This window comes from Metabacillus niabensis (assembly GCF_902829255.1).
Lineage (GTDB): Bacteria > Bacillota > Bacilli > Bacillales > Bacillaceae > Metabacillus > Metabacillus niabensis.
In genome coordinates, this window is record NZ_CADEPK010000326.1 from 1 (window position 1) to 7,594 (window position 7,594).

Here is a 7,594-nt window from a genome sequence, read left to right on the forward strand (position 1 = left end):
GATTAACACTCCCCTGTAACTAATGAAAATTTTTATATTTAACAAAGTTACTGTTTCCCTTTCTTGAATCACTCAAAATTACATTTATAGTTAGGAATATACAGATTAACAAGGTTAGATGGAAAATAGTATGTAAAGTATTTGGAACAATCCCATTCATTACTGGTAGAAAAAAGTGCGTATCTCCAAACATTTGATTGTAGCTTTCGACTCTTTTTTCTGCACCATATCCAAAAAGATATGGGATCCACCAGTCTATTAATACCCCTACAAAGATACAAATTTGATGGATAAATAGCCAGAGTTTAACCCAAATTGGATATAACTTCCCCATATAAATGATTACAAAAGTCATTAATACTAAAATCTGGACAATTCCTGACACTGTGATAATCAGCAATTCATTAAATGATCGTTCGTTAGCAATTGCTTGAACATCGTTTAATGAGCCAATAGGTACCCAATCTTGAACAATCATAAATACTAAAATAAAACTTAATCCTATTAATAGCAACTTCTCTGATAAGCGAATCTCTCTAGACACACGCTAACCTCCAAATTAGATTATTTTCTAAATCAAAAGTTCTCCACTTCTTTACATTTACATATTTTCACAAGAAAATCTTACCATTTAGAATTTCCTTTTCTATACATCTAAGGTCCAAATTTTCATCAGCCTCAAGTCTTAGTTTAAAGAAAACCTAAATAAACGATACTTCTTATTGAAGTATCACTTCCTTTAGCAATGCAGTCTCAAATGTACCATCTTTGCTATTCTGGACAAATATTTCTTGTAATACAAAAAGGTGATTCTACTGAATCACCTTTATAACTTTATTACGATTTCTTTTATAACTCTATTCTTCAAGAGCCGATTTTATAAGATTATTTACTTGGTAGTTTGAAAGAAGTCCAATATGTGAAACACCACGGATTTCAATATTATTTGCACCGTAAAGCATTGATAAATACGGTCTTACAATATAATCACTTGATGAATAGATAGAAGTTGTTTTAATTCCTTCAGGAGCATAATTTGTCGTAAGTCGATTTGCCCCACCTAAAGTAATAAGCTTTTCCACTTTGGAACTGCCACCTTTATTTAGGATGTAATATAAGCTGTTTGCTCCTCCCATACTATGTGCCACAATATTTACTTTTGAACTGCCTGTTTTACTAATTACATCATCGACAAATAGTTTAATTGCCGTTGAATTTAGCTCTTGATGCCCCTGTTTGCTTGGCAGGTCAATCGCATAAAGCTCGTTATCAGCCCAGCCTTGAGAACGTAAATATCTCTTAATGAGTGCAAAATTTGTGTCAGAACCAGTTAAACCGTGAACAAAAACAACTGGAGTTTTAGATGTAGCAGTGGCAGCACTAACATCTGAAGGCTGAAAATTAATAAAGATTGAGAATAACATAGCAAAACTTAATAACATGGAATAAAATTTAACTTTCTTCAATAGTATTCCTCCTAATATTTAAATAAATAATATTAACATTTTAGCAAGTCTTGTTTTCATTGAGCATCAGTATGTCAATAACTACCAAAATCAATCTATTAAAATAATAATATGCATAAATATTAGATGTCAAAGCTTATCCTAAAAATCGGTAAATTTTACTAAAAAACACTTCGAATTATGTAACAATCATAGTTCTATGGTTTGGATTTTTTTACTTAATCCTTCCTTCGGAGTCTCTCACTTCCTCTATTAAAACCATCAAAAAAATAATAAGAACAGGTTTAATCAACATACAAAAGAACTTATCCAAAACAGTTCTGGGTCCAATCGTTTTTCCTCTTCTATAAACAAAATAGACACCCTTTTTCACTAGCTTAATCCTCCCAAAAAACAACGTTTTTAGAAAATTAGTTAGATCTAAATTGGAGCTATTCTAATAAGATAACAATAATAAATCGTAATTAATACGATTTATTATTGACAAGTTCACGGAGACCACCTACCATTAAATAGTAATGATTACGATTTATTTCATTCTTGGAGGTACATAAAAATGAAACAATACAAAAATCTTATTGTAATTTTAGCGCTGTTACTACTTGTTGCATGTGGTAATGAACGCAACGTACAAGAAAACCTAGAAAGCAGTTCCACTAATAGAGAAATCAAAATAACAGATGACACAGGAACTGAATTAGTTTTTGAGGATCCACCTAAAAGAATTGGTTGCTTAACTGAAATATGTGTTGATACTTTAAAGCAACTAGGGTTAACTCCTACAGCAGTTTCATCTAATGGCATTACACAAGAGCCTGAATTTTTTGGAGAAAAAGGTAAGGATATTGCCATTATCGGAGGATCATTTTTTGAGCCTAATTTGGAGGATATGTTAAGTAATGACTTAGACCTTGTTATTGGTTTAGGAGGGGTACATGATAATATTCGTGAAGCATTAGGGAGTGAAATACCTCTTTATATTGCCTCACCTGGTGACTATCATGATTCCATTTCAACTGTAGAAAAGCTTGGTGAACTGCTTCAAAAAAGGGATGAAGCAAGTAAAGCAGTACAAACATTTGAAAAGCAATTAGAAGAATATAAAACATTGTCAACACATGATAAAACAGCTCTAATTATGTATGGCTCAGATGTGAATTTTGGAATAGATACAAATAAGTCAGTTATGGGCTCACTCTTATCTGAAATCACTAATTATCCGTGGGAGGCTCCCACAGGTGAAGGTCATAATAATGGAGGTGTTCAGTTTTCATTAGAAGAGGTATTGAAAGTAGATCCTGATGTCATATTCGTTGAGACGTTCAGTTTCGGTTCGGAAAGCAGTCCTTCATTATCCGAACAATTAGCGAAAAATCCTATTTGGTCAGAGCTTAAAGCTGTTAAGGAAAACAAAGTCCATGAAGTGCGCACAAATATTTGGGCAAATGGAAGAGGAATAGGGTCAATGTCAATCGTCTTGAATGAAGCGATGTCTATTCTATATCCAGAATCTGTTGAGGAATAGAAGCATGCTTTATAGAGAAATCATTATAAAGGAATCAGTCAAAAAATATACTATATTTTTGGCTGTTTCCTTGACTATCTTTATTGTTTTATTTGGGGCATCTCTAATAATAGGTGAACCGTTTGTCTCTGTAAACACATTAATTGAAATGATTTCTGGAAAAGAAGTAGAGAAAATTTCACAGATTGTTGTAAATGAAATCCGCCTCCCTCGTGCTATTATCGCATTAATGTCTGGAATGATGCTTGCCATAACCGGCGTCTTGCTGCAAGATAGTTTTCAAAACCATTTAGCAGGTCCTGAATTAATAGGTGTATCATCTGGTGCTTCCTTTATGATGGCAATTATTACAGTATTTCATCTACCAGTCTCTTTTTCTCTTCATCCTTTACTTGCTTTCATTGGAGGATTTACAAGTGGTTTGATTGTTATCGGTAGTGCACTTGGTAAACTACAAAAGAGTAGTTTTATTTTGATCGGAACAGCTGTTTCTGCCTTCTTAGGTGCCTTAGTAATCATTATCATTTCGTTAGGGAAGCAAAATGATATTGGCCTAATGCTATTCTTTTTAACTGGTAGTCTTGCAAATAGGAATTGGACACATGTGGGAAATTTATTGCCATGGTTTATCATATTTACCACCAGCAAGCATGCTAATTGCACGGGTGCTTAATCTGCTTCGACTTGGGGACGAAGCAGCACAAGGTCGAGGCTTACCTGTTCAGACTGTCAGGCTGTTAATCTTATTCATTGGTGTACTTTTAGTATCTTCAGTAATTGCTAATTGTGGACCAATCGGTTATATATCCTTACTTGCACCCCATTTAGCAAGAAAAATGCTAAGAACAGAAAACGCTTTTAAAGTCCTCCCTACAGCTGCAATGATAGGAAGCGTTTTATTATTGGGAGCTGATCTAGCAGCAAGATTACTCTTTTATCCGTTAGAAATACCTGTTGGCTTACTAACGACAATTATTGGTGGCTCTATTTTATTAATCTTCCTAGTCAAAAGGAGGAGTAATAAATGAAGCAACGTACAAGATTCAGAGATCATGAAAAATGGATATTCATTTTTACATTACTATTATTCGCAATCTCCATCTTTAATCTTATTACTGGGAAAGTAACACTGTCTTTGACAGAATTTTACTATGCACTACTTGGAAACCCTTTGATAGATTTTCATGAAAAAATTATTTGGAATTTACGTATTCCCAGGGGTATTGTTGCTATAGTAGCTGGTGGTATGCTTGGCTTAGCAGGTGCCCTTTTACAGAGTGTTACAAGAAATGAATTAGCGGAACCGGGTATTTTAGGGGTAACGTCTGGAAGTGTACTATTTGCAGTGGTTTGGCTTACTTATAGTGATGGTATTTCTTTATCACCGTATTTACTTCCCATTATTTCATGCATCGGTGGGTTGTTCATTACATTTGCCGTTTTTTATATAAGTTCTCAGAGTAAGCTAGGTCACCTGCAAATTGCCCTAGTCGGTGTTATACTCTCTTCTATTCTACAATCATTTACAACATTTGTTCTTTTGGGGAATCAAGAAGCCTTAGGAAATATGTTGCTTTGGATTATCGGGTCATTGAATGGACGTATATGGATTCATGTTGAAATTTTGGTTCCAATAGCTATCGTGTCTATTACAATTGGCCTATGTAGTGCCGCTATAGCAAACGGCTTACGTCTAGGTGATCACCAAGCAAGTTTGATTGGACTAAATGTAAAAAGGGCTAGACTTTTCCTCTTATCTACTGCAGCTATCCTTACGGCAGGAGCAATTTCAGTCGTTGGCGCTATTGGATTTATCGGCTTGATTGGCCCTCATATCGCCAAAAAGATAGTAGGAGAAGATGCGAGAAAACACTTCCCTTTAAGTGCTTTGATTTCCTCATTCCTTTTGGTTCTTTCTGATGCAATTGCTCAAAGTCTTGTTCTAACCTTGCCAATTGAAAAATTCAGCAGTGAGGTTCAATTACCGACTGGTGCAATAACAGCTCTATTAGGAGCGCCATTTTTTATGTACTTATTAAGTAATAAGAGAAGGAGGAAGCATTAGTATGGAAGACTTTGCAATAAGAATAGAGAATCTCTATGTGGGAATTTCCGGTATGAACATTATTGAAAATATATCACTCCAATTTCCAAAGGGAAAGATAACCGTACTTATCGGCATAAACGGGAGCGGAAAATCCACCTTATTAAAGGCAATCTCAAAAATACTACCTATAAAAAAAGGAAACATTTATTTAAATGGGAAAGCAACACATGAAATGTCTTTTAGAGAACTCGCAAAGAAACTTGCCATGCTACCTCAAACATATGATTCACAATTAAGTATGACTGTCCGTGAACTTGTTGAACAGGGCAGATTTCCGCACTCAGGTGCCTTAAAGATGCTTCGTAAACAGGATCATATTGCCATTGAATATGCTCTGGAATTAACAAATTTATCAACGTTTCAGAATCGACAACTTGATGAATTATCCGGTGGTGAGAGACAGCGAGCCTGGCTTGCTCTGTCTTTGGCCCAAGCAAGTGATATATTATTGCTTGATGAGCCAACTACATTTTTAGATGTACGACATCAATTAGATTTGTTAAACCTAATAAAACAATTAAATCACAACGAAAACAAAACCATTGTTATGGTCTTACATGATATCAACCAAGCACTAAATTACGCAGATCATATCATTATTCTTAAGGACAGGGGGATTTACGCACAAGGAAACCCTCATAAGGTAATTACCGAACAAATGCTGATGGATGTCTATAAAGTTAAGGCTAGAATAATCGAAGATCCTTTAAGCGGCCATTCAGTGTGTATACCTTACCAGTCTGTTGGACATACCATTTAATTTCCTTAGGTAACGATTTTTTAACTAAAAAATATAAGGTTGAAAAGGCTGATTCAACTTAAGAATCAGCTCCTTATATTTGTTTTCACCTCTAATACTTATTTTAAGAAGAGTTATAAACTTCTCCTATGTTATCGATTGCTCTGCAAAGCTATAACTTCATGCTTTCAATAAATAGTTACCATTCTCTCCATTCTTCAGTTATGTCATCATCAGACTCAAAGCCAGCTATTCTTGCAGCTTCAGTAATAAACTCATATAGTTCTTCTCTCTCCATTGTCTCAATAAAGTAATCATAATGTTCATTTAGTTCATTTAAACTAATAACTACCTTTTTAACACATTCTACTACTTCATCCTTAGTCGAATTACCTCTAAGCTCTTTTAGGCTATGAATGTAAGAATCAAGAATCTCATTAGTTGCATTTATATTCTCATTAGTAAATAGGTCTTCATTCTCATCCATTCTTTGTTTCCATTCTAACGTTGGTTTGTTTTTACTTAACTCATCAAAAGTCATAATATCCTCCAAATTTTTCACTTCTTGTTCATAAACTATAATTGATCATAAAATTCAACTCTGATAGTGCTGAAATTGCTGAGTTTTTTGACCCACCAGTAAAGATTGTAAAACAATTTTCTCTTTTCCAAAAAGAGATTTTAATTTATCACAAAAAAGGATTGAGCATTTATGCTACAAAATTTTAAATTAAATTTTAAAACTATATTGAACTGATTACAGAATTCCATGCAATTGAAGTAGGATCAATTATTTTAAAATGTTCAACATCTGGTAGAACAACTAAACTAACATTCCCCTCTTGTTCTTTAAGCTTGTTATAATAATCTTTGCTCTGCTGTACAGGAACATGACGATCTAATTCTCCATGAATTAAAATTTGTTCAACCTTTTTTGGTAGCAACTCCATAGGAGATGCATTCTCGTAACGTTCAGCAACCATCTGTGGAGTTCCACCAATAAAAGAGTCTACAGGACTTTTTATTCCCTTTTCTTCGTGAATTTTCCGCATCTTTTTTAGATCAGTTACTCCAGCCAAACTTATTACTTTCTTAATTGGAATATCTAACTCAATAAAATGACTTTCTGACTGGACTGTTTCATTTCTAGCAGCAAGCCAAAGTGCTAAATGTCCACCTGCTGAATGACCAACAATAACTACGTTTGAAAGGTCTAGTAGATAGCTTTCCTTTAAGTTAGAAAGATGATTGATAGCAGCAATAACATCATTAAATGTTCCGGTCCACCCTCCTCCAGCTTCGCCAACTCTACGATACTCAATATTCCAAGTAGCATATCCCCTACGAGTCAAATCATCAGCAATTGGGTGATTTTCTTCTAGGTTATATTTCGATTGCCAAAAACCACCATGGATTAAAACAACTACTGGACAAAGTATTGAACTCTTAGGCTTTCGTAATTCACCGAATTGGGAAGGATGTTCACCATAAGATATACAAAGTTTACTATACAAGGTAATTCCTCCAAATAACAAATATTATAAAACTAATTACAAAAAATGGAGGTTGGGACAAAAGATTTTTAACATAAGAAAAATCCGAACTATAATTTGGAATTCTGCTTTAAACTCCGTGTCTTTTTGTAAGTGGTCGTTCTGGTTGATTTCCGCTACAGTACTCGCTTTCCGCGGGGTGGGTGGTGAGCCTCCTCGGTGTAAACCTGCGGGGTCTCACCTCTCCCACGCATCCCGCAGGAG

Annotated in this window: 9 protein-coding genes; 5 read left to right on the plus strand and 4 right to left on the minus strand. The window is 34.6% G+C overall.

Annotated features, from left to right (window positions below; translation table 11 throughout):
* Positions 1–19: 19 nt before the first annotated feature.
* A complete protein-coding gene (locus HU235_RS18850; RefSeq protein WP_174881216.1) occupies positions 20–544 on the minus strand; it encodes a hypothetical protein in 525 nt (174 codons plus the stop codon).
* 313 nt (positions 545–857) lie between these two features.
* On the minus strand, positions 858–1,424 hold the full coding sequence (locus tag HU235_RS18855; protein ID WP_370877289.1) for an esterase/lipase family protein: 567 nt from the start codon (positions 1,422–1,424) through the stop codon (positions 858–860).
* Positions 1,425–2,022: 598 nt separating this feature from the next.
* Between HU235_RS18855 and HU235_RS18860 the strand changes: the two genes are divergently transcribed.
* Genes HU235_RS18860 through HU235_RS18880 form a run of 5 tightly spaced genes read left to right on the plus strand, consistent with a single transcriptional unit; the run spans position 2,023 to position 5,858 of the window.
* A complete protein-coding gene (locus HU235_RS18860) occupies positions 2,023–2,991 on the plus strand; it encodes an ABC transporter substrate-binding protein (protein ID WP_174881217.1) in 969 nt (322 codons plus the stop codon).
* A gap of 4 nt (positions 2,992–2,995) precedes the next feature.
* Complete coding sequence (locus HU235_RS18865; protein WP_174881218.1) at positions 2,996–3,664, plus strand: FecCD family ABC transporter permease; 669 nt, start codon at positions 2,996–2,998, stop codon at positions 3,662–3,664.
* Positions 3,594–4,019, plus strand: coding sequence for a FecCD family ABC transporter permease (locus tag HU235_RS18870; RefSeq protein WP_174881219.1), 426 nt, complete (start codon positions 3,594–3,596; stop codon positions 4,017–4,019). Before HU235_RS18865 ends, HU235_RS18870 begins: the two co-directional genes overlap by 71 nt.
* Positions 4,016–5,056, plus strand: coding sequence for a FecCD family ABC transporter permease (locus HU235_RS18875; RefSeq protein ID WP_174881220.1), 1,041 nt, complete (start codon positions 4,016–4,018; stop codon positions 5,054–5,056). The genes HU235_RS18870 and HU235_RS18875 overlap by 4 nt, the downstream gene beginning before the upstream one ends.
* A 1-nt stretch (position 5,057) precedes the next feature.
* Complete coding sequence (locus HU235_RS18880) at positions 5,058–5,858, plus strand: ABC transporter ATP-binding protein (protein ID WP_174881221.1); 801 nt, start codon at positions 5,058–5,060, stop codon at positions 5,856–5,858.
* A gap of 178 nt (positions 5,859–6,036) precedes the next feature.
* Here the strand turns inward: HU235_RS18880 and HU235_RS18885 are convergent, their stop codons facing one another.
* Complete coding sequence (locus HU235_RS18885) at positions 6,037–6,378, minus strand: hypothetical protein (RefSeq protein ID WP_174881222.1); 342 nt, start codon at positions 6,376–6,378, stop codon at positions 6,037–6,039.
* 202 nt (positions 6,379–6,580) lie between these two features.
* The gene (locus tag HU235_RS18890; RefSeq protein ID WP_174881223.1) at positions 6,581–7,351 is read right to left on the minus strand and encodes an alpha/beta hydrolase family protein; all 771 of its coding nucleotides are present in this window, start codon (positions 7,349–7,351) and stop codon (positions 6,581–6,583) included.
* Between the last annotated feature and the right edge of the window lie 243 nt (positions 7,352–7,594).